Here is a 25,633-nt window from a genome sequence, read left to right as displayed (position 1 = left end):
TCCCTCCGCAGCGGAGCGGCCGTGATGACGATTGAGCGTATGGCAGACGGTCGATTTGCGATCACTGCAGCGCCCAATGAGCTGATCGCATTGGGAAACTGCTTGAACGAAGTGTGCAACGGAATCGAGCTGTTCGAGCTCGAGACCAGGGTGGGCACAAGCAGAGAAACGCTTGCTGCGATGCTGGCGGCTATTTTGTCTGCACAGGATCGCCCTTAGCAAGTCAGGTGGGCACGCTGCGCTTTGCCCACCCCACGACGTTTGTCCCGAGGGCGAACACTCAATTCGCCATCCGCTCGCGGCTCATGCGCAGCGTTACGACCAGGCCTTCGTCGGACCAGTCGAAGGCGATGGTGCCGCCGAGCTGGGCGTTCATACTGCGATGGATCAGCTTGCTGCCGAAGCCTTCGATGGTGTCGGCCGACTTCGGCGGCCCGCCGCGCTCGGTCCACGTGATCGCGACCTCGTCGTCATGCGCGCTGCATGACACGTCCAGCGTGCCGCTCGAAACCGACAGCGAGCCGTATTTCGCCGAGTTGGTCGCGAGCTCGTGGATCACCAGCGCCAATGTCGTGCTCGAGCGTTCTCCGACATTCATCTTGGGCACCGACACACGGATGCGGACGCTGGCGCCTTTCTCGTCATAGGGGGCAAGCAGCACCGAGACGAGATCGCCGAGCAGGGCTGCTTGGTTCGTCCCGCCCGGCCGCGGACGTATCAGATCCTGGGCACGGCCTAGCGCGATCAGCCGGCTGGCGAGCTCGTGGGCCATGTCCTCCTTTGTCGCCGCCGTGCGCGACGTCATCTGCGTCAGCGCGGTGGCGATCGTCAGCAGGTTCTTGACCCGATGGCTCATCTCGCCCGCCAGCAGCTCGTTGGCTTCTTCGGCCTGCTTGCGCTGGGTCACGTCGAGGAAGATGCCGAACATCAGCCGCTCGGCGATGTCGGCATCGTCACCTTGGCCGCGGGCGGAAATCCAGCGGATTTCGCCATCCGCGAGAATGCGAAAATCGATCTCATAAGCGCCGACGATCGCCCGCGTCGCTGAAAACGCCGATCTCACCCGTTCGAGATCGGCGGGGTGAATGTTCTGGGAGAGCACCTCGAACGTGATCCTGCTCTTGCTCTTGGGCACCTCCCACAGCTCATAGGCGCGCTCGTCCATCGTGATCGCATCGGTGTCGACGTTCCACGACCACAAGGCCACGCCGGCAGCTTTGGTAGCGGCCCGCAGATGCTTTTCGTGCCAGATCGGCATGCACGCGTCCTCGGCCGGCATGAGTTCGATTCCCCCTTTCGTCGCTGCTCCGCAAGCTACGGATCCCGCAATCCGGCAGCCGCAGCCATATTCGCCCTCCGACTACGCCGCCGCTGCGACTTCGTCGATCGAGGACATGACGGCCTCGGTGGCCGTCTGATGCACCATGTGGCCGGCGCCGCGCACGCGGCGAAAGGTGCTCTGGCTGACGTCGTGATGAAGCCGTCTGGACTGCGCGTCGATGTCGATCAGGCGATCCTGATCGCCGGCGACGATCACGACCGGCATCTTCAGCTCACCGTACGCTTTCCTGAACCGGAACGCATCGGGAATCATCAGCGCGGCCTCCGCAGCGGAGGCGCGGATCTGCGACGGGCGAACCGCCATTTCCTTGGGGAAGCCGGCAAACTTCGCCGGAACCGACCGCGGGCCGAACAGCTTGGCCATCAGCAGCGGCCACATCATCCGGCTGATCAGAGGGGAGATCGTGTAGCGCAGAATATCGCCCAGCAACGGAATGGCCGGAGCCGATCCGGCCACCACGTCGGACCGGAAGGTCGGATAGTAATAGCCGGAGGCGAGCACCATGCCCTTGACCATGGCCGGATGTTCGAGGGCGAGCGCCACCGCCACGGATGCGCCCCAGGAGTGACCCAGCACGAAGGCCTCCGATACGCCCAGGCGGTCGAGTGCGCTCTTGATTAGCCGGGCCTGCGCCGTCGGCGTCCAGACGACGTTGCGCGGCCGGTCGCTATGGCCGAAGCCAGGCCGGTCGAATGCAATGACACGGTAGTTCTGCGCCGCCAGATCGATCAGGCCGCTGGAGGCGAAGTCCTGGATCATGCTGCCGTTGCCATGCAGCAGCACCAGCGGCACGCCGGTGCCGCGCTCGACATAGTGCAGCCGGACGCCGTCGACGTCCACGAACTGGCCGGCGGGGGGATTGGCCCGTTCGGCCGACTTGGCGAGCCGGCGATTGATCAGCGCTGTGACGGCCAGGACGGCCGTGGCCGCCGCTGCCGCCAGCAGAAAAGGATGAGTCTTCGCCAGCGACCGGCTGCGCCGCGCCAGCGGCCGGAGGGACGGTGTCGAGTTGGTCAGGCGGCTGGGCGTCGACGCAGCGAGCGCGCGCGCTGTGGTCCGGGCTGCGGTCATCATCTGCCCTCATGGAAAGGCGTGCACGACAACCGGAGGATCCGAGAAATGATGCAGCGGAGGGGCAACGGCCGGTCACGCGGTTCGTTCCGTTGCGCCGGTCGCATGGTATGAGCGCTCGTGGATGACCGGGAAGAGCATTCCGTGATATCTCGATGATGGGATGGAGGACGCACGACCTATGTACACGGCGCTCGACGCTGATCCGGAGAAGCTCGACGACGGAGACCGGACGTTCGTTGCCAAGATTCGTCAGCACGGCTGGGCCACGACCTCTATCGGAGCGGACGATGAGGGACCGGGATTCGCTTATACGACCGGGTTCTGGTTGAAGTTCGGTCATCCTGAGCTGATCGTGTTCTCGCTGCCCGGGCAGACCGCGCATGACACGTTCTGGCATCTGTATCGCGAGCTCGAAGCTGGACGGCGGATGCCTGTCGGCAGCGAGACGGGCGATGTCTTCGAGAATGCACCTGCCGTGCTGCTCCCGGTCGCCCAACGGCACTATCGCGATCACCTCGGGTGGAGCCGCTGGTTCTATGCCGGTGATCGTTTCGAATGTCTGCAGTTGCTCTATCCCGATCGTGATGGACACTTTCCATGGTCGCCCCAGATATCGATCGACATCCGGGCGGCCCAGCCCGATCTCACCGAGGGCAATTGGTTCGGCCTCTGCGCTCGCTAGTGGGAGCCGTCGGCAAGACTCGCGGCATGGGCGCCATGCGCAGAATGCCCGTCGGGCAGATTTGTCTTTACGAATTTCAGAAATCATGCTTTGATGCGCCATCCCGCCTCACTCGGAGGGGCGTTGCGCGCGATCGTCACGACACGCGAGGCGGGGATGCGATGGCCGCGGATTGCCGCAGCATGCTTCTAGCGTGCGGACGAACGGTAGTGTGCGGACGTGAAGTCGTGTGGTCCTGACCTCCCGGTGCCGAGGTCAAGTTGACGCCAGCGCTCGCGCGTTGCGTCGATGACGGGGGCAATCAAGCCGGTCCCCGGGGAGAGCACGAAGTAAACGTGAAAACCGTCGCGCAGGGAAGGCCGGGCGTTCTCGGCTGCACCTGTGGTACCTGCCGCCTGCATTTTTTTCGCAGGCGGGCCGCAGGCGTCAGCCGACGCCTGGCCTTCCCTGCGCCCTCCGACCTGATGAGGGTGAACGAGACGAGCATGACCTGGGCAGAGTCTGCCGCGGGGCTGCGATGTCATGCGTAGTTCGATATGGGCGTGATCGCTCGTCATCACCGGTGTCGTCCCGGGCTTGACCCGGGACCCATATCCACAGGGAGAAGTTGTCGCGCACGCTGGTCGACCATCGCGCTTAACAACATTGGTCGGTGGGTATGGCTCCCGGGTCAAGCCCGGGACGACAGCGGAGTGAAGGGCACGACCACGGCTCATCTCCACCTCGCGGAATATTTTCCGCGCTTGCCAAGCCTCCTGCAACGGTCCAAAAAATCTCCAACATTTGGGACGAAACGACGAGAAGCGGAGACGGAATTGACCATCAAGGGCAAGGCCTACATTGCCGGGATCTACGAGCATCCGACCCGGCATGCACCCGACAAATCCACGGCGCAGCTGCATGCCGAGGTCGCCAAGGGCGCGCTCGAGGATGCCGGTCTCAGCGTTCAGGATGTCGACGGCTATTTCTGCGGCGGGGACGCGCCGGGCGGCGCCTGGCCCATGGTCGACTATCTCGGACTGAAGGTCCGGCACATCGATTCCACCGAGACCGGTGGCTGCTCCTATCTGATCCATGTCGGCCACGCCGCCGAGGCGATCGCGGCGGGCAAATGCTCGATCGCGCTGATCACGCTCGCGGGCAAGCCGCGCACCGGGCCGATGCCGCCGCGCGCCGCCGGCGCCGAGGCCGACTTCGAGATGGCCTATGGCGCCACCACGCACAACGCCTATGGCATGTGCGCAATGCGCCACATGCACGACTACGGCACCACGTCGGAGCAGCTCGCCTGGATCAAGGTCGCGGCCTCGCATCACGCGCAGTACAATCCGCACGCGATGCTGAAGGAGGTCGTCACCGTCGAGGACGTCATCAACTCGCCGATGATCTCCGATCCCTTGCATCGCATGGATTGCTGCGTCGTCACCGATGGCGGCGGCGCGTTGATCGTGACCACGCCGGAGATTGCCAGGAGCCTTAAGAAGCCGCTGGTGCGCCTGATCGGCCATGGCGAGGCGATGAAGGGGCCGCGCGGCGGCAAGGATCTCGACCTCACTTATTCCGCCGGCGTGTGGTCTGGCCCGCGTGCCTTCGAGGAAGCGGGGATCACGCCCAAGGACATCAAATACGCCTCGATCTATGACAGCTTCACCATCACCGTGCTGATGCAGCTCGAGGACCTCGGCTTCTGCAGGAAGGGCGAGGGCGGCAAGTTCGTCGCCGACGGCAACCTCATCTCCGGCGTCGGCAAGCTGCCGTTCAACACCGATGGCGGCGGCCTGTGCAGCAACCATCCCGTCAACCGCGGTGGCATGACCAAGGTGATCGAGGCGGTGCGTCAATTGCGCGGCGAGGCTCATCCCAAGGTCCAGGTGCCGAACTGCGATCTTGCCATCGCCCATGGCACCGGCGGCCTGCTCGGCGTGCGCCACGCCGCCTCGACCTGCATTCTGGAGCGCGTGTGATGTCTGAAGCGAAAAAGCTGCCGGCCCCCGTCACCAATCCCGAGACCAAGGCGTTCTGGGATGCCGCCGCCGAGGGCAAGTTCATGATCAAGCGCTGCGCCGCCTGCGGCGAGGCGCATTACTTTCCGCGCTCGATCTGCCCGTTCTGCTTCTCCGACCAGACGGTGTGGGAGCAAAGCGCAGGCGAAGGCGAGATCTACACATTCTCGATCATGCGCAAGTCGCCGACCGGCCCTTACGCGATCGGCTATGTCACGTTGAAGGAGGGCCCATCGCTGCAGACCAATTTCGTCGACTGCGAATTCGACAGCCTGAAGATTGGCCAGAAGGTGAAGGTGGTGTTCAAGCCGACCGACGGCGCGCCATTGCCGTTCTTCACGCCGGTGTAGTTGAGGAGCAACAATGCCGGTGGACGTCATTGCGAGCGAAGCGAAGCAATCCAGGGCTATTTCCAAGACTCTGGATTGCTTCGTCATTGCGCTCCTCGCAATGACGACCGAGTGAGTGTGGGGCTGACGTCGGCGGAGCCCTCTCCCGCCCTTGCGAAGCTCCGCTTCGCTTGGGGGAGAGGGCGCAGCAATGGGCGCCGCGCAACGACAGGCGCGTAGGGTGGGCAAAGGCGCGGAGCGCCGTGCCCACCGTCGCTTGACGACGAAGGCGGTGGGCACGCTTCGCTTTGCCCACCCTACGAAGAATGAGACGAGGGAGGCAACATGCCGATCAACTACGATGAGCTGATGGCGATGAAGGCGATCGGGCAGCCATATGCCTATAGCGATCGCGAGGTGATGCTGTACGCCTATGGCATCGGCATGGGCGCCGATCCGATGGACGAGAGGGAGCTCGCCTTCGTCAACGAGGCCACCGCCGAGCCGCGGCCGCTGAAGGTTGTGCCGACCTTTGCCTCCGTCGCCGCGTGGGGTTCGGGCCCTGGTGACATGAAGCTCAACCGGGTGCTGGTTGTCGACGGCGAGCGCGACATCACCTTTCACCAGCCGCTGGCGACGGCCGCGAAGATCACGGCGGACTCCTCCGTGCTCGCGGTGTCCGACAAGGGCAAGGACAAGGGCGCCGTCATTCGCCATCAGACGATCCTGCGCGACGAGAGCGGCGCGCCGTTGGCGACCCTGGTCGCCTCCCGTTTCGCCCGGGGCGACGGCGGCTTCGGCGGCCCGTCCGGCGGGATCCCCGAGCCGCATCCGGTGCCGTCGCGCGCGCCCGATCGCAGCGTCGACATTTCCACGCGGCCGGACCAGGCGCTGATCTACCGCCTGTGCGGCGACCGCAATCCGCTGCATTCGGACCCCGAATTCGCGCGTCGCGCCGGTTTCCCGCGCCCGATCCTGCACGGCATGTGCACCTACGGTCTCACCTGCCGCGCCGTACTGCAGACCTATGCCGACTACGACGCCTCGGCGTTCCAGCAGCACGCCGCGCGGTTCTCCTCGCCGGTGTTTCCCGGCGAGACCGTGACGGTCGATCTCTGGAAGGACGGCGACGTGATCTCGTTCGAGGCGCGGGTCACCGCGCGCAACGTCACCGTGATCAAGAACGGCAAGACGGTGCTGGGTTGATACTTGCCATGTGAGACACGTCTGTTCGTTGTCGTCATGCCCGGGCTTGACCCGGGCATCCATCCGCTTCCGAAGATGGATGGCCGGGTCAAGCCCGGCCATGACGAACAAGAGCAAAGAAGACAGCGGAGGAGGCACACGTGGGACTGCTCGACGGCAAGGTGGCGCTGATCACCGGCGCAGGTGGCGGTCTCGGCGAGGCCTACGCAAGACTGTTCGCGCGCGAGGGCGCGGCGGTCGTCGTCAACGACCTTGGTGGGCCGCGCGACGGCTCCGGTTCGGACCTGTCGATGGCCGAGCAGGTGGTTGCCGCGATCGAGGCCGAGGGCGGGCGCGCGGTCGCCAACGGCGCCGACATCTCGACCATGGCCGGTGGGCAATCGGTGTTCGACGACGCCATCCGCCATTTCGGCCGCGCCGACATCCTCATCAACAATGCCGGCATCCTGCGCGACCAGACCTTCGCCAAGTCGAGCGAGGCCGACTGGGACAAGGTGATCCAGGTGCACCTCAAGGGCACGTTCTGCTGCACCTTGCCGGTGTTCCGCTGGATGCGCGACAACGGCGGCGGCGTCATCGTCAACACCTCCTCGACCTCGGGCCTGATCGGCAATTTCGGCCAGTCCAACTACGGCGCCGCCAAGGGCGGTATCTGGGGCCTGTCCAACGTGCTGGCGATCGAGGGCCGCAAGTACAACATCCGGGTGTGGACGCTCGCGCCGGGCGCGCTGACACGCATGACCGCGGACCTGCCGCGCTACAAGGAGAACCCGGACGCGGCGCTGACGCCCGAGGGCATCGCGCCAGCCGTGCTCTACATGGTCAGCAGACTCTCGGGGGATCAGACCGGCAAGGTGCTCGGCGTGTCCGCCGCGCGCGGCGTCCGTGAGATGCGGATGATGGAGATGGAGGGCTGGAAGCCACCGTCCTCGGCTTGGAACGCCCAGGACATCGCCGCGCACGCAGAGGAGATATTCTTTTCGGAGGCCGATATAGCCAAGTCCGCACGGCGGTTTTGATGTATTCAGGACGTCATTTCGGGCCTGCGCTTGGCGCGTCCGGAATGACGCCAGAGAGATTGGAGACCAGACGAGATGAAGCTCACCGCCGCCGCCAAAGGCACCTTCGCGATCGCGCCGACGCCGTTCCATGATGACGGTCGCATCGACGAGGCCTCGATCGACCGTCTGGTCGATTTCTATGCCGAGGCCGGCTGCGACGGCATCACCGTGCTGGGCATCATGGGCGAGGCGCCGAAGCTGGACGCCGCTGAATCCGAGCAGGTTGCAGTGCGCTTTGCCAAGCGAGCCAAGAACCTGCAGATCATCGTCGGCGTCTCGTCGCCGGGCTTTGCCACCATGCGCGCGCTGGCCCGCGCCACCATGGATGCTGGCGCCGCTGGCGTGATGATCGCGCCGCCGCCGTCGCTCCGCACCGACGATCAGATCACGGGCTATTTCAAGCAGGCCCAGGAGGCCATCGGCGAGGACATTCCGTGGGTGCTGCAGGATTACCCGCTGACGCTGAGCGTCCAGTTCACGCCGGCTGTGATCCGCAAGATCGTCATGGACAGCCCCTCCTGCGTGATGCTCAAGCATGAGGACTGGCCGGGCCTGGAGAAGATCTCGACGCTGCGCGCGTTCCAGAAGGACGGCTCGCTGCGGCCGCTGTCGATCCTGTGCGGCAATGGCGGTCTGTTCCTGGACTTCGAGATGGAGCGCGGCGCCGACGGCGCCATGACCGGCTATGCCTTCCCGGAAATGCTGGTCGATGTCGTCAAGCTGTCGCAGGCCGGAAAACGCGACGCCGCGCACGACCTGTTCGACGCGCATCTGCCGCTCGTGCGCTACGAGCAGCAGCCGGGGGCGGGGCTTGCCGTGCGCAAATACGTGCTGCAGAAGCGCGGCGCCATTGCCTGCAGCGCCCAGCGCAAGCCGGCGTCCGGCATCAGCGCCGCGGCCAAGGCCGAGGTCGACTATCTCTTGTCGCGCGTGGCGCGCTATGATGCCCGCGCCAACCTGCAACCTCGTGCCACCGCCGCGGAGTGACCATGGCTGACGCCGCCGCCGTCCGTCCCGCCTCGACCGTGCTGCTGCTGCGCGACAGCGCGGCCGCACGCGAGATCGAGGTGTTCATGATGGTGCGTCACCATCAGATCGAGTTCAACTCGGGCGCCCTGGTGTTTCCTGGCGGCAGCGTCGACAGAGGCGATCAGGAGATCGCCGGTAGGCCGGAGCTCTATGCCGGCGATGAGGGCCTGGAGGCCGAGGCGCTCGGCTTCCGCATCGCCGGGGTGCGCGAGACTTTCGAAGAGAGCGGCATCCTGCTGGCGCGGCTGCGCCGATCGGACGCGCTGATCGATGCCGCTGCCGCCCGCGAGATCGAGGCTGCGCATCGTCTGGCGCTGTGCGAGGGCAAGATCAGCTTTTTCCAGGTCCTCGAGGCTCACGGCCTCGTGCTCGCACTCGATGCGCTCGTTCCCTACGCCCATTGGATCACGCCCGAAGGCATGCCCAAGCGCTTCGACACCTGGTTCTTTCTGGCGGCGGCGCCGCCGGACCAACTCGGCGCCCATGACGGCCGGGAATCGACCGACTCCGTCTGGGTCTCGCCGCGCGAGGCGCTGGCCGGCGGCGAGGATGGCCGGTTCAAGCTGCCGTTCCCGACCACGCGCAACCTGATCCGGCTTGGCAAGCAGCCGGCGGTGGCCGAGGCCCTGGCGGTGGCGCGGAACATGGACGTCGTCACCGTGATGCCGGTGATGACCAGGACTGCCGATGGTGGCCGGCAGCTGCGCATTCCGCGCGAGGCGGGCTATGATGGGGAGGTGTTCGAGTTCGGTGCGGCCGGTTAACCGCACAGGCTATTTTTCGTCCGGCGGATGATGCGCGGACGAGAATTGTTCTCTATATGTTCATTTGGCCGCCCGGCGGCTCGTATATAGTGCGGTTCCGACCATCGGATCCCATGAGTAGATTACCGGACCTCGACACGGCCTGCAGCAGCCTCCGATCGATGACGATCGGGCGGATGATCTTTGGCAGCTTTTTGCTGCTGCTTGCCGTGATCACCGCGACCAGCATGGCGAGCGTGATCGCCATTCGCCACATCGATTCGACCTTTGCCGAGTTGCAGCGGCTGCAGGGCGTCGGCGATCTCGCCGAGGAGATCGACCAGCGCATGAACGAGCTGCGGCTCGCGGCGCGCGATTTCGTCACCGATCCCGGCTCGCGCTCCGACCGTGCCATGGAGGCGGCGACCGAGCTCAGCGCGCTCCTGAAGAAGACGCGCCTGCAGCTGGCACCGGAGCAGCAGGCGACCATCGATGGTGTGTCCCAGCGGCTCGCCAATTACCGCGAGGGCATCGACCGGATCAGTGCGCTGATCGCCCGGCGTGCCGAGCTGCTGTCGGGTTTGCCGGCGGCGCGCGAGAGCTTCGAGGACGCCATCGCCGGCCTGACTGATCGCGCCACGGCGCGGGCCTTGTTCCAAGTGCAGAACCAGGTCGGCGCGGCGTTGCTGGCGCGCGACCCGGCTGGCGCCGAGCAGGCCGCCCGCAGCATGCGCGCAATGCCGATCGAGGACAGCGCCCTGCGCGCGGCAGCGGACCGCTACGCCGAGGCGATCATCGCCATTGCCGGCACCGAGGACGAGATCGCACGCCTCGACAAGGAGGTGCTGGGCATCGAGGGGCGGCTGATCGGCCGGGTCACGGAGCTGCTGCGCGCCTTGAGTGCCAGCCAGGGCAAGGTGCTGTCGCGCGACTTCGCCCGCACGCTGGCGGAGACGAAATGGCAGAGCATCATCTTCGGCACGGCGGGCGTTCTGATCGGCATCTTTGCTGCCTCGTTCGTGGTGCGCCGCACGGTGAAGCCGCTGGCCTCGATCGCACGCTCGATTCGGGCGCTGGCGGCGGGCGAAAAAGCTGCGTCGATCCCGCAGACCGACGTTCAGAACGAGATCGGCGACATCGCGCGGGCGGCAGAAGTCTTTCGGCAGACTTTGCAGGATGCCGACGCGGCGCGCGAGGCGGCCGTCCGCGCGCTGGCCGAGCAGCGGCTGGCCGAGGAGAGCTATCGCAAGCTGTTCGAAGCTTCGATCGACGGCATCTATGTGACCACACCGAGTGGTCTCGTGCTCAATGCCAATCCGGCGCTCGCGCGCATCATGGGCTACGAATCCGCGAGCGAGCTGATCCAGAGCGTCAACGACATCGCGGATACGATCTATGTCCATCCCCTGGCGCGCGAACGCTACCAGCGGCTGATGCGGCGCGACGGCATGGTGCGCGAGTTCGAATACCAGGTGCGCCGGCGCACCGGTGAGATCCGCTGGCTTTCGGACAGCGCCACGGTGGTGCGGGATGAGAACGGCGAGGTAATTCGCTACGAAGGCGTGGTTCGCGATATCACGGATCAGAAGCGTGCCGAGGACGCGATCGCGGAAGGCCGGCGATTGCTGCAGCAGGTCATCGACACCGTGCCGGCGGTGATCAACGTCAAGGATAGCGAGCTACGCTATGTCCTGATGAACCGCTACATGGCCGGCATCTTCAACGTCGAGCCCGAGGATGCGCTCGGCCGCACCACCGGCGAGCTGATGTCGCGCTACGGTGCGAACAAGACGGACTCGAACGACAAGCGCGTGCTGGCGACGAAGGCCGGCCTCGGGTTCTACGAGGAGGAATACCTCGATTCTTGCAACGTCATGCGGCAATGGCTGGTCAACAAGCTGCCGCTTCTCGACGCCGACGGCGAGGTCGACAAGATCGTCACCGTGGCGCTCGACATTGGAGAGCGCAAGAAGAGCGAATTGGAGATGCGCAAGGCCAAGGAGGCCGCCGAGACGGCGCTCCGGAACCTGCGCGAGACCCAGGCCTCGCTGATCGAAGCTGAGAAGCTCGCGGCGCTCGGGCGCATGGTCGCCGGCGTTGCCCATGAGGTCAACAACCCCGTCGGCATCAGCCTCACGGTCGCCTCCGCGCTCGAGCGCAAGACCGAGCGCTTCAGCGAGGCGGTCACGCGGGGCGAACTGCGGCGGTCGAGCCTCAACGAGTTCATCGAGATGAGCCGCAGTGCGGCTGGGCAGCTCGTCGCAAATCTCAATCGCGCGGCCGAGCTGATCCAGTCGTTCAAGCAGGTCGCAGCGGACCGCAACTACTCCGACAAGCGCACCTTCGATCTCGCCGATCTCACCGAGCAGGTGGTGATGAGTCTGCGCCCGGGCGTGCGCAGACAGAACCTGACGGTGAATGTGGATTGCCAGCCCGATCTGGTGATGAACAGCTACCCCGGGCCTTATGGGCAGGTTCTGACCAATCTCTTCCTCAATGCGGTCGCGCACGCGTTTCCGGACGGCAGGAGCGGTGTGATCGAAATCAGGGCGCGGGAATCCGGGCGCGACAATGTCGAGATCATCTTTTCCGACAATGGCTGCGGCATGTCGCTCGACGTTCGCCGCCGCGCCTTCGATCCTTTTTTCACAACGCGCCGCGACCAGGGCGGCACTGGCCTCGGCCTGCACATCGTCTACAGCATCGTGACCAACCGGCTCGGCGGCCGGCTTGATCTCGACTCCGAGCCGGGCGCCGGCACGCGCGTCCAGATCATTCTGCCGCGGGTCGCGCCTCTCGAGCAGGCGGCCGAGTAGGGAGATCCGCAATGCGCGGGGATGCCGCGCCGCTGCGTGAAACTCCGGATTGACTCTCACGAAGCCGAGATCGAATCGAAATCTGGCCCAGTTGATGCATCATTATCCGTGCACCCTGGGGTGGTGCAGGAGCCAGATGGACCAGATGGAAATGAGCAAATGGATCGTGTCCCGCGGCCATGAGCCGCATCGAGCTGATCGTGCCGACATCAGCAACACGGGTTCGAGGCGACCGGCGGTCGCTCCATGGAAGCCGCCCATCCAGGTCGGCGGTGCGGCGCTGCTGATCGCACTCTGCGCGCCACCGTCACTGGCGCGCGATCGCGGCCAGTATGCGAACTCGTCGCCGGAGATCAAGGCATGGTTCGACGGCCTGCGCAGCGGCAAGGGCCCGTGCTGCTCGGATGCCGACGGCAGCGCCGTCAGCGATGTCGACTGGGAGAGCAGGGGCGGTCACTACCGCGTCCGCATCGAGGGGGAATGGCTCGACGTTCCCGACGAGGCGGTCATCACCGAGCCCAACCGCGTCGGGCGCACCATGGTGTGGCCGATGCGCGGCTATCAGGGCCTCTCGATCCGCTGCTTCATGCCGGGCAGCATGACGTAGACGAGCGGGGCGGCGCTCAGACGTATTTCTTGTCGCGCTCCAGGAGCTCGATGGAAATGCCCTGGGGCCCGCGGATGAAGCAGATGCGAACACCGGGGCGGATCGTGGTCGGCTCGGTCGTGAAGGTGACGCCCTTGGCCTTGAGCTCGGCGGCCGCTGCGTCGATGTCCTTCACGGTGAGGCCGAAATGATCGAGGTCCTGGTGCGGGGTCACCGGCGGCTCGTTCACTCCGTCGCCCGGCTCGACCTTGGCGATGAACACGCTGGCGCCGCCAAGCTTGACGTCGATGCGGCCGGGATTGCGGACGATCTCGCCGCCGAGAATGTCGTGAAGCCAGTTGGCGGTGGCTTCCGGGTCAGGGCTGCGCAGATGGATATGGTCCCACGTGACATTCAACATCGTCGAGATCTTTCGAAAGAGTGAACCGCTTGCGGCGCGGCGGCGTTCCTTGGGGCGTCGGCAGCGGAGCGGATGTTTACCGGCCCGTCGCCGGCCGCGCCAGCCGGCAAACCGACCGGTATCCGGGCCTGCCCTCCAATTGTCGGCTTTGCATGCAACCCTATCGATGTTTGCCGATTGAAGCTTCCAGATGCCCCCGCCGGGCAGCCGATGGTGCAGACATGAGCGCGGGTCTCTCTCGTTTGCTGGGACGCAAGCCCGATGCCGCGGCGTCGCTGGCCATGCGCCGAAGCGGCGGAGCGTCCATCCCTTTGGGAGCCGCCGTGTCGGGGTTGGCGATCCTCGCGCTGATCATGTTCGGCGCAGTCGGGTGGCTGATCATGTCGGTCGAAGAGGAGGAGATGGCCGATCCCCGCCTTGCGCAAGTCACATCGGCCTCCCCCAGCGGCCGGTATGAAGGAGATGAAGACGGGACGGAGCCATCGCATGGGCTCTCGTCCGTGGTGCCCAGTCTGGGGTCCAATGCGCACCCCGATTCGTCCCCGGTGGTCGGCTCCGGCCGGAACGTCATGGATGCGCATGCCAGTCTGTCGCCGACGATGCTACCTGTGTCATCCACTGCGCTCGACCCGGCCGCTCTGTCCGGCCTGCGGATCAGTTCCCAGTCCTGGCGGCGCGGCGGGCTTGGATCGAAGGCGCTGGTGACCTTCACGCTACGGAATGCCAACAGTTTCGCAGTCAAGGACGTCGAAATCAGCTGCGCCTTCAGCCGGCGCGACGGCAGTCACGTCACCGACCGCCGACGGATCGTGCCCGGCCAAGTCGGGTCGCGCAGCCGCAAGACCTTCGCGGCGGTCCACGTCGGATTCGTCAACGTTAACGTCAGCGCGGCCAAATGCGCGCTGGTTGCAGCGACCAAAATCTAATTATGTCGCGCTAGTCTCCCACGGTCTTTGAACCCGAGCGTTCGACGCGGGAACATACTGTCATGATCCTCCGTTAGGTGGATGTCGGCGCAGGTGCCGACGGAGCGGTAAATTATGCCCATTCTCCGTTACTTTCTTTTCGTCGGTGGAACTCTGCTGGCGCTGCTCGTCCTGGCGGATGCCGTGCTTCCCAGCGTGCCATTGCCTGCAAGCCTGTCGTCTGCGTCGGATCTTCCCCCGGTGCGCATTCAGTCGACGCGAAAGTGGCCGGAGCGGATCGTGATGGACACCTCGATCGCCACGCCAGCTCCGGTGAAGCTCGCGAAGGCGGAGCAGCCTCCGGCAGAAGTGGCCAAGAACGGTCTCCGCGACGCCTTCGCGCAGATGAGCGCCGTCGAAGCCAACCCGCAGGTTGCGGCCGTGAAGGCCGCCGAGAAGCCTCGCGCGACGCGGATTGCCGACACGAGCAAGGCGAAGAAGCGAAAGGTCGCAAGAGCTCATCTGGGCAGACCGATGATCCTGGTCGCGCAGCAGCCGCATGTCGGCCCTTTCGCTTGGACCTGGTAGTATCGATTGCCCGCAGTCCCTGGTCGATCCAAGCAGTCCCGGTGCAATCGCGCGCCGGGGGCGGTCGAACTGACGTGGGCTGCTGCGCCGTTTTTCACGCCGCCGCGCTGCCTTGATCTTGCGCAAAGTGCGCTCCTTCCGGAACGCCTAGCGTCCCTTGCATGGGACCTGGGAGCGTTTGCCCGGGGACCCAGGAGACGCTGAATGACGACTACCACGCCCACCCTCTCGATCTCGCCGGAGAAGGTCGCCTTCGTCGTGACCAAGATCCACAAGCATGAAATGGAAGCGGCCGAACCCGAATTGCTGGCAGATTTGGCGGATGACGACGCGGCGCCCGGTACCGGTGGGCGAGGTTTGAACACGGACAGGTCGGAGCTCGTCAGCTTCATCAGGGGCCTCAATGTCGACGAACAGATCGATCTGGTCACGCTGATGTGGCTGGGCCGGGGTGACGGCTCGCTGGACAATTGGGATGAGCTTCGTGCGCAGGCCGCTCAGGCGCACAACAATCGCACCGCGACGTACCTGATCGAAACTCCGATGCTTGGCGACTATCTGGAGGAGGCTCTCTCGGAGTTCGGCCTTTCCTTGGAAGACTTCGAAGAAGGCATATAGCTGGGCGGCGTCTCCCGATGGATTCCCAGCACGTTCTTCGTTGCAATTCGGATGATGGAGTAATCTCATGGACAAGCTGAAGGTCGGAACCGGTGATTGGATCGTCGTGTGCGACGGCCGCAAGGCACTGATCCTCGAGAACGTCGGTGACAGCATGTTTCCGAACCTGCACACCAAAGAGGTCCGTGAGCAGGAGAACGACCGCACGAGCGCTCAGGGCACTGATGCGCCCGGCTCGGTGCAGCAGTCATTTGGCAATGCTCGGAGTTCGGTGGATCAGACGGATTGGCATGATCAGGCTGAGCGCGCCTTTCTCAAGCAGCTTGCTGATCGCCTGCATCAGGCTGTCCTGTCGGGCGAAACCAAAGCCGTCACGATGGTGGCGTCGCCGCGCGCGCTCGGGATCATCCGCGCCGACTATTCCGACGCGGTACGAAAGGTGCTGCATGGCGAGGTCCACAAGGATCTGGTCAAGCTTCCGGTCTACGAAATCGAGAAGCAGCTGCTCGCCTGAGGCCGGCTTTCTCATACCAATGAGCGCCCGGAGGCCCCGTTCGCGGTTTCGACCGCGACGGGATCAATGTGTGCTTTCATGCGACGGTGTCGATTCCGGCGCAGCAGGCACCAGACTTGTGTCAAGGTGCGCGGCTCCTTTTTCGACGATCTCGTAGCCGCAATCATCCAGCCAGGCGATCAGGCGATCGGCCATGGCGTAATCCCAGGTCGGGTAGGAGCGTGCGATGACCTGGCGTGGCGTGAGCTTGCGAGACATTGGTGATCCTTCCCTGATCTCATGGTGCTCGATGAGACGTCGAGCGTCTGGTCTTGTCATCTTGAACCCCAGAACGCGATGCGCGGTTCCTGCGGCGCCCGAGCGCTGCCGCTTGAGGAGCGCTGATCATTCACAGCGCCTCGGCGAAACGGGGCAGAATTCATCAAACGCTGATCACGTGTGGCTGCGCGTCGTCGGTCACGGGAGCCGCGGTGCGCTCCGGCTTCTTCTCCACGATCTCGTACCCACAATGATCGAGCCATGCGATCAACCGGTCGGCCATGGCATAGTCCCAGCTGGGATAGGATCTGGCAATGACTTCGCGGACTGAAAGCTTTCGTGCCATCATGTCGATCTATCGCTCCCTGCATTCGCCACGGGCTCGTCCGGCGCGCATCCGGACGATCCAAGGCTGGCCGGCAGTTCGTGCCGCCGGCTCCTGATGTTGTTCGGCTCGTCACGTTTCTAAGCGCGCGCGCCCCAACGCCTTGCTGGCTCACCACGATCAGATTGGCGTGGAGAGGTGATTTTTCCGCTTATCGCTCGCCCAGGCTGCGCAATCATCGCCCAACATGGTGAAAACCTTCTCGCTACGATGGTTTCCCATTTCCGTGCACGGATATGGCGCGGTCGTGCGCGTAGTAGGGCTAGAGTGTGGTGGCGGCGCGGTGTTTCGTCACAGGCTGGCGGCGACCATCTCCGACGAGATCTCAGCGCGAGCAGGCTGCAATCAACGGGGGAACGGTTTGATACGTTCATGGTTTCCGCTGGGGCGCGGTCGCAGGGGCTCGTCGCCTCGGAGCCAATGGAGCGAAGCGATGAGGCTGATGTTTTGGGTTGTGCTGCTGACTGGCCTTGCGGCAGGAGGCGGCCGGTCGGTCGCCAACGAGTCCTGCGGCCCAGGGTGCCACGTCGCGCCCAATGGCGGCTGCGTCGTGAATGGCTGGGAGGTGGGAGCGCCGGTGTGGAACGAATGCCCTGCGGGCGCTCGGCCAAGGCCGCCATGCGGAACCGCGTTCAAATGGAGCAGACAGGCGAGGGCCTGTGTCAGCAGGTGAACATGCGATGGCTGATCATCGCCGCGGGAGCGTGTACCGGGCTGCCGGCTGCCGCGGGGGATCAGCGATTGTTCACGTTGGACGTCGCGCCCTGTCGTTAGCGGCGGCAGCTTCGTCTGGCTCCTGATTCAAGGTACGGCAAGGCTCCGGATAAGCCGCTGGTAGAGGCGCACCGCGAAGCACGGACGGGCCGGTGACACGGCGCTCAGACCGGCGTCGCATGGATCACGTCGCGCGGTGCACTGGTGCGGAAGGCTCTCCGTAACCATGTTCGCGAGGGCGCCTCGATGAGCATGTAGGTGACCCAGGCCACCGCCGTCGCAATCGCAACGAACAGACCGAGCCGCAGTGCGAGCTCGAGAGCGCCGGGAGCATCTGACTTTCCGATCATCGCAAGCCGAATGAGAAAGGGATGCAGCAGATAGATCGAATAGCTGCATTCGCCACCAATGATCAGGGCTCTGGACGACAGCCAAGCGGCATGGCCGTACCGACTGGCGGCGACGAAGACGATCGAAAATCCCGAGATCTCGATGAGACGTACGGCAAGTTCGATCGCGAACGACCAGCCGGGCAGACGAGGCTGCAGAAACAGCAGGACAGGCGCACAGATGAGGCTCACCAGCGCAAGCCAGAACAGGAGCCTCACGCAGCGTCGCTCCCCGTCACCGATGCTGGCATCGGCGCGGTTCTTGTAGATCATGGCGGCAAGGCAGCCGGCCAGGAACTGAGCGATGTGAAGATAGGGAGAGTAGTAGGTGAGCCACTGCATCCCGTTTTGCGTGAGGCTTGGCGCGGCGGCCCGCAACAACGCATCGCCAAAGGTGAAAGCGGCGGCGATCGTCAGCGCGAAAGTCACGATGTTCGCAAGCGCGATCCAGATGATCGTGGGCAGCCTGGCGACGCCTGCAAACAGCAGGCAGACGAACGGAAACAGCAGGTAGAAGAACAGCTCGACGCTGATGGACCAGAGGTGCTGCAGCGACGGCACGACCGCGACCAGCATGGTGCCGTTCTGCACGGGAAACCAGGCTTGCGTCATCGTGAGGATGAAGCCGAGCGAGGGCGCGGAGAGGTCTCGCGCGATCACGACGTATGCGACGACCGCGAGCACAATCACGGCGTACATCGGGTAGAGCCGGGCGAATCGCGCGATGGCAAATTCGCGAAGAGCGTTTCCGAACGGTTGCGACTGGAAGCGCGCGGCATAGTTGAGCCACAGGACGAATCCGCTCAGCACGAAGAACATCGTCATTCCGATGCTGCTGACCTGAGCGATGAGCTCCGGCAGCAGGCCTTGCGCCAACGACGGGGCGCCGTGGCCGATGGCGACCGTTGCAGCCGCGACGAAGCGTAAGCCGGTCAGCGAGCCGATGAAGCGTTGCTCGTTCACTTTGAGGGATGGTCCTGATACTTGGGAGGCGCTCCGGCTGTTGTAGAAACAGCAGGGTCCGGAGGCAACCCGACGCACGCCGGCCGGAGACGGGATTGCCGCCCGCTCGAGCGACGATCTGGCGTTCAGACCAGAGATGACTCTGCGCCCGATCGGTCCGGCGTCTGCCGTTTGCGGCGTCCGACGCGGCGGCGTCTCACATTGCTGTCGACAACAACGAGCTGAAAAATAAAGAGAAATCAGCCTTGGCGTCGGCGGCGTCCCACCCAAGGGGCGAGGCGTTTCCCGGTGCGGCATGCGATTGGCGGGAGGGGCGGGCAACAGGCTGGTAGGGTTTGAAGAAATCCGGGAAGAGCAGCTTTTGCAGCGGATCGTGCCTGTTGCGAAACCCCGCCGGGAATCTTGGCCAGCGGGAGGTTACGGCCAGGGCCTTGGTCGCACCTGCGTGGGATGCGGAGCCCCGGCCGGATTGCTGCAGGGGCCGGATTGCAAATGGACTCGCAAACCAACGGCGGCTAGTTATTTGTCACCTCCGGCTGGTCATCTTGCATGACGCTGAGCGTTTGAACGAGGACGGAAGCCGCCTTGCCCGCTGCGCCATCTCAGCTCACCGATCAAACCGTCGACACCCAGCTGACGACGAATTGCAATGCGCAGGTGGCCGCAACGTTCGACACCAACGACAGCACCTGGGTGACCTTTTTCGTCAACGGTACGATCCCGTGCTGGAGGACGCTCGTGTCGATTGGCGAGGTGAAGGTCACGCTGGCCGAGGATGTCGCTGTTGCCGGCATTGTCCTGTGCAAGGGGCTGACCGTGACCATGAACCCCATGGGTCCCTACTACACGGTCACGATGACAGGAGCGATCGTCGATTCCGGAAAGGAGAGCAGCTTTACCGGAATCGTGCTCGGCTCGTTCACCCGGTCCGCAGCGATGAAGCGTGCGATGCAAATGCTTCGGAGACAAGGCAGCCGCTGAGGGCCGGCCCGGCTTCGCGTGAAATGTAAACACCAGAATGTTATCGGGCGTGGGGGGCAGGACTGTGATCTGGCCCGATTGACCGCCCCTGCGAACTCTGTTACACGATGCAACCTCTGATAGATTTCGATCATTGGTAGTTTATTGATTTTCGACTCGCCTCAGCTGGGCTCAGCAGCTGCGCGCTGCAGGTTTCGACCTGTGTTTTACAAAAGGAGATAGTCATGTCTGATCGTGAAGGTATTCGTTTCACCGCTCCCGCCGTCGTAAAAACCCCCACGAGTCCCAACACCGATGTCGTCGCGACGCCGACGGGCGATCCCAACAACACGACGCAGCTCGTCTTCGAGTATCAGGGCCGCATTCCGGTCTGGACGCCGGTGGTTTCGCAGGCTCAACCTCAAGTCGTCTTGGGGGCCGACATCACGATCGGCGCAACGACTTGGCGCAAGGGCATCACGGTCCAGTATGCGGCGCTGGGATCGACCCAGTACACCGTGACCATCATCTCGGGCGAGATCGTGGACGATCGTGGGCTCTACTCGCTCCAGGGCGTGACGCTCGGCATCTTCCCGATCAGTTCGTCCGTCAAGTCAGCGGCGCCCGCGGCGACGCGGACCGAAGAGTATCCGCGCGCGGCCTTCACGGCGCTGCCGACGGTGAACACCCCGACCAGTCCGAACAGCAACGTGGTGACGACGCCGAGCGGCGACACCAACAACACGACCTACGTCTCGTTCCAGTATCAGGGCCGAATCCCGGTCTGGACGCCGATCGTCTCGCAGTCGCAGATCACTGCGGTCCTCGGTGCTGATATCACGATCGGGGCGACGACGTGGAAGGCGGGCATCACGGTGCAATATGCGGCGCTGGGCTCGACGCAATATACGGTGACCATCATCAAGGGCGACATCATCGACGATCGCGCCCTCTATTCACTGGCGGGCACCTTGCTCGGCATCTTCCCGATCGGGTGATACGAGCATGGACGCGTCCGCGTCAGCGCAGTTCGAGCAGGTCGACTCCTCCGCGATCTACGAGACCAGGGTTGCCGGCTCGGTTGGCTGGGCCGGCTACCTTCTCGGCGCGGGCTCGTCGCTGCCACCGTTCATCGACTACGATGACTCGCTGAAGAAGTACGGTGGCAGTTATCTGTTCGCGACACAGCGGCCCGCCGATCTCGATCGGGATCCCGGCGGGTTCGCCGAGCGTGCACGGACCTATATAAGCAAGGCGACGCGCAATCGCGCCGTCGTCTGGCTTGCCTCGGCCAATCCGGTCGTGTTTGGCGACTTCGAGCGCTATGGCGTCTCCTTCATCAATCTGCCGCCGGTCTACCAGGTCTCGGGCAACATGAACCTCTGGTTCGCCAGCAACGCCAAATTCTACATCCTCGATCAGAGCCGGATCGATATTGACGGTGGGGCGCTGCGCCTGTCGGGCTCGGCGCTGAGCTCACCTCCGTTCATCGGCTTCGCGGGCAAGGGCGACAACCCGCTCGGCATTCGGCTTGCGCCGGCCTCCAATAATCGCATCTACGCCTACGTGCCCTTCGGCGGCGCCAACACCGGCTGCGTGACCTTTGATGGGCTGCTCGATTCGAAACAGGCGTTCGTCAGCCAGGGCTTGGGGCAGGGCGTCCGCTACGTCATCAACAACAATGCGACGGCGTCGCTGCAAGCTGCGCAGTATGCAGCCATGACGGTGGCGGCGTTGCCATCGCAGCTTTCGATCGCGGGCGCTTTCGACCTCGGCGATCCGGCCAACCGCGTGATCAGCCGAGAGCAGCTCGAACAGGGCTATCTGCGTTCCGGTTTTGCCATAAAGGGGGCGCCTGCGCTGACCAGCGAATTCCGCACGACCGGCGGGCGTGTCGTGCAACTGACACCGCTCGGGGCTGGCAGCGGAGATACGGCGCCGGCGCTCGGCGCCGGGGGCTTCGCCTTTGCCACCAGTGTCGCGAGATCGGCCAAGACCGACACCGGCACTGCCTATCTGAGCCTGGCCGGCCACTATGCGCTCAGTGCCGACGGCAGCGCGGCCGGCCAGGTCGCGAAGCTGATGGGCGGACTGTTCGGATCGGAAGCGCTCAGCTTCAAGGCGTACGACGTCAGCCTGCCTGCAACACAAAACGATCGCCTCAACGCGATCCCCTCGAAACCAGGCTACGCGCCGGTGTTCCCGTTCGAGACGGCGGATCTCAACCGTCCCGCGAGCGGCGCCGTTGCGCCGCGCCTGACCGACGACCACCAGACCTCCTGGGTGACCATCGTCGCCGGGGGCGGGGCCGTCGACTATCTGGCCGAGCCCGAAGGCAGCGCGATCTACGGTGCGGCCGCGGCCGGCGCCGCGAATGCGGAGATACTCCAATCCGCGCCGCCGTTCATGCCGCTCGCCCAGGGCAGCGACAAGACGTTCCCGCTGGCGCCTTATGGCGCTGCTGCGAGCAGCGGCCTCGATGGCGCGACGCTCGTCCAGTTCGAGAGCCAGATCGTGGCCGCAACCCGCAAGTCGCTGATCTCGGGCTATGGCAGCAAGACGTGGTCGGCGCGGGTGCAGGCGGCGCGGGCTCACGCGTTGCACGGCACGCTGGCGGACGGCCCCAGCACCGATGGGACGACGCCTCAGGGCTTCATCATCGAGCGCGATCCGGCGACGGGGGCCTATCTGAAGGTCAGCATGGCGCAATCGCTCGACCGCGACGGCAATACCCTGCCATTCGCGCTATCTGCTCCAACCCAGGCGATGCAGGACGCCTTGCAGACCAACCAGCTCTTTCTGGTCGCTGTCAATCCGGAGCCGTTCGGCACCGGCGCCCAGTTCGCCAATACCGTCAACATTGCGGGCTGGACCATGACCGCGGCGGTCGGCGCCGGCGCGTCGGCCACCGCCTACCGCAACGTGATGATCATGAAGTTCTGCTCCGGCTCGTTGCTGGAGCGGGTCACGAATGCCAATCGTTGGACGTCCGCGGAGCAGTTCTCGCTGTTGCCCGGCACACCGCCGGTCACCGCCGCGCTGTCCTACACCGGCCTCTCGCAATGGCTGCAGGACTACATTGCGGACGCCATCGCACGGTCGAAGGGAGCGTCCGGCCCATTCTATGAGAATTTCGCGCGCATTGCCCAGGACCCGAACTGGACCGGCGTCATCGTGCTCGCGGCCGATCTCGGCCAGCGCGACATGCCGCCGGAGATTGCGGGTCTTGCCGCCGGCATCGACTTCACGCGCTTCAACGCCCATCATTTCGGCTTCACCGTCAGCCGCGTCACGGTCGACGGCCGGAGCGGCCGGATCACGATGCCCGCGGGCAGCTCGAGCCTGTTCGGCCTGATCGACTACGAAGATCCGCGCTATGCGGCGAACGTCTCGAGCGGCGTTGCGCCCGACGTGCCCGTGGCGGTGCAGATGAGCGGCGAGTTCGACTTCACCGTGCTGCAGCTGCAGTCGCTGTTCGAGAACGCCAGGCTGACGCGGTTCGACAGCCACGTCCAGCTCTCGGTCGCCGCGCTGTTCGGCGCGCCGGTGTCGCGGCTGTACTCGCGCGGCAAGCCACAGCCCTTCACGGGAATCGTGCTCAAGGGCAGCTATGTCGATCAGGGCGGCCGCGGCGCCTATGTCTTCGAGCAGAACACGACCAACGTGCTGACCAGCCCGTCGAACGTGCTGCCTGCCGTCGCCTTCGACCGCGTGCAGTTCAACACGATCGGCACCCAGGACCAGGGCGCCACGGTGGCGAGCAACTTCCTCATCTGGGGGCAGCTCGATTTCACGGCGCTTCAGAGCACCGCCGAAGAGACGCTCGACCTGTTGTCGTTCGGCAGTCCGCCGGACACGCCAGAGGCGGCGCTCGGCGCCGGCCTCGCCTTCTCCGGTCTCGCCGTCGGAATGACCTATCCGCAGGCGACGCCTGGCGCCAAGCGGTTCGAGGTCGCGACCGGCAACCTGGCCTGGAATCTCAACGGTTCGACGATGCGCGACACCAGCCTGTTCCGCGGCTTCGCGCTGCAGCTGAAGAGCTTCGTCAACGCGACCGGCGATCAGAAGCCGTCCGATCTCGGCTTCCTGCCGGTGACGTCGCAGCTCAACCTGACCGAACTCGAGGGGCCCTGGTTCGGCGTCGTCTATGACATCACGCTGGGCGGTCCGGGGGCGCTCGCCTCGGGCGTCGGCTTCCAGTCGCAGCTGCTCGCGGCATGGTCACCGATCACCACCGGCTCGGATGCGCAGCATGCGGTCTTCATCGGCATGAGCCTGCCGGGCGCGGCGCCCGGCGCCAGCCTGTTCAGCATCCAGGGCGTCATCAAGGTTGCGGTCGGTGCGATCTCGATCCTGCGCCAGCCGGTCCCGACCGCATCGGGACGCAAGCTGTCTGATGACGGTCCGAAGTGGTTCTACTGCCTGCGGATCGACGATATCGCCATCAAGATCTTCGGCATCGCCAAGCTGCCGCCGTCCGCCAACATCCAGTTCTTCCTGTTCGGCGATCCCGACAACACCGGCAGCCTCGGCTGGTACGCGGCCTATGTCGCCGACGACAATCCGGGCTGCGAGCAGTCGCTCGCATTCGCCCCACGCAAGCCCGAGCTGCAGGAGCCGTCATCATGACGCGGATCCTGTTCTGGAATATCGAGAGCTTCTCGGTCAACAAGATCTTTTCCGCGTCGATCAAGCGGCAGCGCGGCCATGGCGGCCTCAACGACATGCAGAGCGCGATCCAGCGCCGCGCGGTGATCAATGCCGTGCTGACGGCCACGCAGCCGGACATCATCGTCATCATCGAGGTGAGCTCCGGCGACAATGCGCCCAACGCGCTGGCGAGCCAGACCGGCGGCATCAATGCACTCGCCATGGTGCAGTTCGGGCTCAACAACCCCGCCACGATGGTGGCAGGCGGCTGGAACGCCGTGCCGCCGCTCTACACCGGGACCGGCGGGCGCGCCGAAACGGTCGGCATTCTCTATCGCCGCACCGACACTGCAGGCAACCTCCGTCGCTATTTCACCGGGCCCAACATCTGGACCGGCGGTCATGGCGGCCTGTCGGTGCCGCCGGGCGGCGGCGCCGCCGCGCCGTACAATGGCATGGTGGTGCCTATCGGTGCCGTGAACGTCAACGGAATGCTGGTGCCGCCGGGGCTTGGCGGCGTGCGCCAGATTCCTGCGGGCGCCCAGCACAATGGCGGCCTCAATGAGGACGTCGTCGCCGCGCGCATCGCCTTCACGACCACGCTCGGTGCGCCCGTTGCCTTTGGCGGATTGCGCGAGCCGTTCATGGCAACGTTCACCGAGACCGATAATCTCGGCGTCGTGCAGCGAGACCTCACCATCTTCGGCATCCATTCCCCGCCGAACAATCCCGCGGCGGCGAACTACATCACCACGCTGTCGACGATCAACGATATCGTCGGCGCCCTGGGAGTGAACGAGACGCGGGTGATCGGCGGCGATTTCAACGTCAATCTGTTCGCCGTCAACGGCACGGCCTCGGGCCTCTATAATCCGCTCACCGGGGGGCCCGGTGCCTACACGCTGCTCGTCAGTCCGACGGCGGTGGGAGTTCCTGTCAATCTCGACCAGTATAAGGGCTATTTCTCCACCCATATCCGCGGCAAGGACAAGACGGCGGCCTCCAAATTCCTCTGGTCCAACGGCGGCGGCCCGGGGCAGAGCTTTTATCCCGGCTACGGCTATGTCGGCTCCAACTTCGTCGCTGCGCCGTTCTACTCGATCGACAACATCCTGGTCTGGCCGCACAACGGCATGCACAACTATCAGACCACGATCATGAACACGGTGACCGGCACGCCGATGAACGCGGTCATGGCGCCGCCGGACAATCCTCCCCCGGGCGCGGTTGCGCTGGCCCACCAGTTCACCGCGGCGCCGATGGGGTGGCCGGGCGCGCCGACGGCGGCGAACTATCCCGGGATCGGCGGCGCCGGAAATCTCACCGGCTGGAGCAATTACGGGCGCGTTCGCAACACCAGCGATCACTTCGGCATCTCTGCCGACATCTGAGGGAGC

General features: G+C 64.8%; 25 protein-coding genes. 19 read left to right on the top strand and 6 right to left on the bottom strand.

The window, feature by feature from the left end; translation table 11 throughout:
• The first annotated feature begins 24 nt into the window (after positions 1–24).
• The gene (locus QX132_RS25810) at positions 25–219 is read left to right on the top strand and encodes a hypothetical protein (protein ID WP_316163217.1); all 195 of its coding nucleotides are present in this window, start codon (positions 25–27) and stop codon (positions 217–219) included.
• 61 nt (positions 220–280) lie between these two features.
• Here the strand turns inward: QX132_RS25810 and QX132_RS25805 are convergent, their stop codons facing one another.
• Positions 281–1,258 (bottom strand): sensor histidine kinase, encoded by a 978-nt coding sequence (locus QX132_RS25805; protein ID WP_316163216.1) that lies wholly within the window; start codon positions 1,256–1,258, stop codon positions 281–283.
• 102 nt (positions 1,259–1,360) lie between these two features.
• The gene (locus QX132_RS25800; RefSeq protein ID WP_316163215.1) at positions 1,361–2,413 is read right to left on the bottom strand and encodes an alpha/beta hydrolase; all 1,053 of its coding nucleotides are present in this window, start codon (positions 2,411–2,413) and stop codon (positions 1,361–1,363) included.
• A 181-nt stretch (positions 2,414–2,594) separates the two neighbouring features.
• Between QX132_RS25800 and QX132_RS25795 the strand changes: the two genes are divergently transcribed.
• The 9 genes from QX132_RS25795 (at position 2,595) to QX132_RS25755 (ending at position 12,892) form a co-directional block, all read left to right on the top strand.
• Entirely contained in the window at positions 2,595–3,098 is a 504-nt protein-coding gene (locus QX132_RS25795) for a DUF4262 domain-containing protein (protein WP_316163214.1), read from the top strand.
• A gap of 815 nt (positions 3,099–3,913) precedes the next feature.
• Positions 3,914–5,062: a thiolase domain-containing protein gene (locus QX132_RS25790; protein ID WP_316163213.1), complete on the top strand. Its 1,149-nt coding sequence runs from the start codon at positions 3,914–3,916 to the stop codon at positions 5,060–5,062.
• The gene (locus tag QX132_RS25785; protein ID WP_316163212.1) at positions 5,062–5,451 is read left to right on the top strand and encodes a Zn-ribbon domain-containing OB-fold protein; all 390 of its coding nucleotides are present in this window, start codon (positions 5,062–5,064) and stop codon (positions 5,449–5,451) included. Before QX132_RS25790 ends, QX132_RS25785 begins: the two co-directional genes overlap by 1 nt.
• A gap of 324 nt (positions 5,452–5,775) precedes the next feature.
• A complete protein-coding gene (locus QX132_RS25780; protein ID WP_315771176.1) occupies positions 5,776–6,636 on the top strand; it encodes a MaoC family dehydratase in 861 nt (286 codons plus the stop codon).
• A 140-nt stretch (positions 6,637–6,776) separates the two neighbouring features.
• Positions 6,777–7,655 (top strand): SDR family oxidoreductase, encoded by an 879-nt coding sequence (locus tag QX132_RS25775; RefSeq protein WP_315811460.1) that lies wholly within the window; start codon positions 6,777–6,779, stop codon positions 7,653–7,655.
• A gap of 75 nt (positions 7,656–7,730) precedes the next feature.
• Complete coding sequence (locus QX132_RS25770) at positions 7,731–8,684, top strand: dihydrodipicolinate synthase family protein (RefSeq protein ID WP_316163211.1); 954 nt, start codon at positions 7,731–7,733, stop codon at positions 8,682–8,684.
• 2 nt (positions 8,685–8,686) lie between these two features.
• On the top strand, positions 8,687–9,490 hold the full coding sequence (locus QX132_RS25765) for an NUDIX hydrolase (protein WP_316163210.1): 804 nt from the start codon (positions 8,687–8,689) through the stop codon (positions 9,488–9,490).
• Positions 9,491–9,603: 113 nt separating this feature from the next.
• Positions 9,604–12,285 carry a PAS domain-containing protein gene (locus tag QX132_RS25760; RefSeq protein ID WP_315754293.1) on the top strand — a complete coding sequence of 894 codons (2,682 nt, stop codon included), beginning with the start codon at positions 9,604–9,606 and terminating at the stop codon, positions 12,283–12,285.
• 145 nt (positions 12,286–12,430) lie between these two features.
• Complete coding sequence (locus tag QX132_RS25755; protein WP_409997751.1) at positions 12,431–12,892, top strand: hypothetical protein; 462 nt, start codon at positions 12,431–12,433, stop codon at positions 12,890–12,892.
• 16 nt (positions 12,893–12,908) lie between these two features.
• On the opposite strand, the gene QX132_RS25750 is transcribed toward QX132_RS25755, so the two are convergent.
• The gene (locus QX132_RS25750) at positions 12,909–13,292 is read right to left on the bottom strand and encodes a VOC family protein (protein WP_316163209.1); all 384 of its coding nucleotides are present in this window, start codon (positions 13,290–13,292) and stop codon (positions 12,909–12,911) included.
• 221 nt (positions 13,293–13,513) lie between these two features.
• Here QX132_RS25750 and QX132_RS25745 point away from each other — a divergent pair, with 221 nt between their 5' ends.
• From QX132_RS25745 to QX132_RS25730, 4 genes are all read left to right on the top strand, one after another.
• Positions 13,514–14,218, top strand: coding sequence for a hypothetical protein (locus tag QX132_RS25745; RefSeq protein ID WP_316163208.1), 705 nt, complete (start codon positions 13,514–13,516; stop codon positions 14,216–14,218).
• Between the two features lie 114 nt (positions 14,219–14,332).
• On the top strand, positions 14,333–14,785 hold the full coding sequence (locus QX132_RS25740; protein WP_315776591.1) for a hypothetical protein: 453 nt from the start codon (positions 14,333–14,335) through the stop codon (positions 14,783–14,785).
• Between the two features lie 204 nt (positions 14,786–14,989).
• Positions 14,990–15,403, top strand: coding sequence for a DUF3775 domain-containing protein (locus QX132_RS25735; protein ID WP_315737650.1), 414 nt, complete (start codon positions 14,990–14,992; stop codon positions 15,401–15,403).
• A gap of 67 nt (positions 15,404–15,470) precedes the next feature.
• On the top strand, positions 15,471–15,917 hold the full coding sequence (locus QX132_RS25730; RefSeq protein WP_315737651.1) for a host attachment protein: 447 nt from the start codon (positions 15,471–15,473) through the stop codon (positions 15,915–15,917).
• 63 nt (positions 15,918–15,980) lie between these two features.
• Here the strand turns inward: QX132_RS25730 and QX132_RS25725 are convergent, their stop codons facing one another.
• Complete coding sequence (locus QX132_RS25725) at positions 15,981–16,175, bottom strand: hypothetical protein (RefSeq protein ID WP_315737652.1); 195 nt, start codon at positions 16,173–16,175, stop codon at positions 15,981–15,983.
• A 163-nt stretch (positions 16,176–16,338) separates the two neighbouring features.
• On the bottom strand, positions 16,339–16,521 hold the full coding sequence (locus tag QX132_RS25720) for a hypothetical protein (RefSeq protein WP_315771202.1): 183 nt from the start codon (positions 16,519–16,521) through the stop codon (positions 16,339–16,341).
• 472 nt (positions 16,522–16,993) lie between these two features.
• On the opposite strand from QX132_RS25720, the gene QX132_RS33080 reads away from it, so the two are divergent.
• Positions 16,994–17,233: a hypothetical protein gene (locus tag QX132_RS33080; protein ID WP_409997750.1), complete on the top strand. Its 240-nt coding sequence runs from the start codon at positions 16,994–16,996 to the stop codon at positions 17,231–17,233.
• A gap of 205 nt (positions 17,234–17,438) precedes the next feature.
• Here the strand turns inward: QX132_RS33080 and QX132_RS25715 are convergent, their stop codons facing one another.
• Entirely contained in the window at positions 17,439–18,896 is a 1,458-nt protein-coding gene (locus tag QX132_RS25715; protein WP_316163207.1) for an acyltransferase, read from the bottom strand.
• Between the two features lie 315 nt (positions 18,897–19,211).
• On the opposite strand from QX132_RS25715, the gene QX132_RS25710 reads away from it, so the two are divergent.
• The 4 genes from QX132_RS25710 (at position 19,212) to QX132_RS25695 (ending at position 25,627) form a co-directional block, all read left to right on the top strand.
• On the top strand, positions 19,212–19,607 hold the full coding sequence (locus QX132_RS25710; RefSeq protein ID WP_315737654.1) for a hypothetical protein: 396 nt from the start codon (positions 19,212–19,214) through the stop codon (positions 19,605–19,607).
• A gap of 224 nt (positions 19,608–19,831) precedes the next feature.
• Positions 19,832–20,584, top strand: a complete 753-nt coding sequence (locus QX132_RS25705) for a hypothetical protein (RefSeq protein WP_315737655.1) — start codon at positions 19,832–19,834, stop codon at positions 20,582–20,584.
• Between the two features lie 7 nt (positions 20,585–20,591).
• A complete protein-coding gene (locus QX132_RS25700; RefSeq protein WP_316163206.1) occupies positions 20,592–24,215 on the top strand; it encodes a hypothetical protein in 3,624 nt (1,207 codons plus the stop codon).
• Positions 24,212–25,627, top strand: a complete 1,416-nt coding sequence (locus tag QX132_RS25695; RefSeq protein ID WP_315737657.1) for a hypothetical protein — start codon at positions 24,212–24,214, stop codon at positions 25,625–25,627. Before QX132_RS25700 ends, QX132_RS25695 begins: the two co-directional genes overlap by 4 nt.
• The last annotated feature ends 6 nt before the right edge of the window (positions 25,628–25,633 follow it).

This window comes from Bradyrhizobium sp. SZCCHNRI20481, assembly GCF_032485055.1.
Taxonomy (GTDB): domain Bacteria; phylum Pseudomonadota; class Alphaproteobacteria; order Rhizobiales; family Xanthobacteraceae; genus Bradyrhizobium.
Note: the sequence above shows the minus strand (reverse complement) of the source record. Positions and strands in the feature narration are given on the sequence as shown.